This window comes from Bacillus sp. SRB_8, assembly GCF_003264205.1.
GTDB lineage: Bacteria > Bacillota > Bacilli > Bacillales > Bacillaceae_G > Bacillus_A > Bacillus_A mycoides.
Map to the genome: position 1 here is coordinate 1 of NZ_NADT01000104.1, position 701 is coordinate 701.

Consider the following 701-nt stretch of genomic DNA (forward strand, 5'->3'; position numbering starts at 1 on the left):
AGTCATACCACTTCCATCGAATGCAAAAAATGTAAAAGTTGTAGCAAGAGAATGTACAGGTCTTGCATGGGAATGGTGGAGAACAATTATTAATGAACAAAATGTTCCATTAACAAATGAAATAAAAGTTTCAATTGGAGGAACAACATTATATCCAAGTGCTAATATTAATCATTAGGTAAAAGTGAAGCGCCCTGTTTACAGGGTGCTTTTTTACTTGCTCGCAAGTATATCGGCGCTTTTTCTAATATATCATACTCATCAAATTGGAGAGTCAATTTAAGTAGAGGGACCGTCACATAGCCATCTAGCTAAAATTTCATAGTACCAAAGAACAAAATTTTTTGCTAACTTATAACAAATAGCTCATTTTTTCATTTTGGGGTAATTCTGAATTCTTAAGTTGATGGATGTGGGGTAGCACCACATCACCATCAAGCTAAGCTTATACAAAGTCAATTTTAGGCTAGATTGTTTCTTTTTTCTAAAGGGCAAATTTAGGTGATTGAAAGATTTGCATACGAAATAAACCCTAACGGGTTTCACTTTTTTGAATTAAGCGGCTTGATTATCAGACATGGTACAATTGTAAACGACACCTAATATATCAAAGACCGTTTTTTTCTCATATCGATGAGATTTCCGCCCGTTTTGCTGTAGGAGATTGAACAGGCGAAGTAACACCTTTGATAGCTCTTGGG

At 35.1% G+C, this 701-nt stretch carries 1 protein-coding gene and 1 pseudogene; one reads left to right on the forward strand and one right to left on the reverse strand.

Going from position 1 to position 701, the window contains the following annotated elements:
• The coding region (locus B5P40_RS32020; protein ID WP_309252117.1) for a thiol-activated cytolysin C-terminal domain-containing protein at positions 1 to 178 on the forward strand (178 nt) is incomplete at its 5' end.
• A 377-nt stretch (positions 179 to 555) separates the two neighbouring features.
• Here B5P40_RS32020 and B5P40_RS32025 read toward each other — a convergent pair.
• Positions 556 to 701: pseudogene (locus tag B5P40_RS32025) on the reverse strand (IS4 family transposase); the annotation flags it as partial.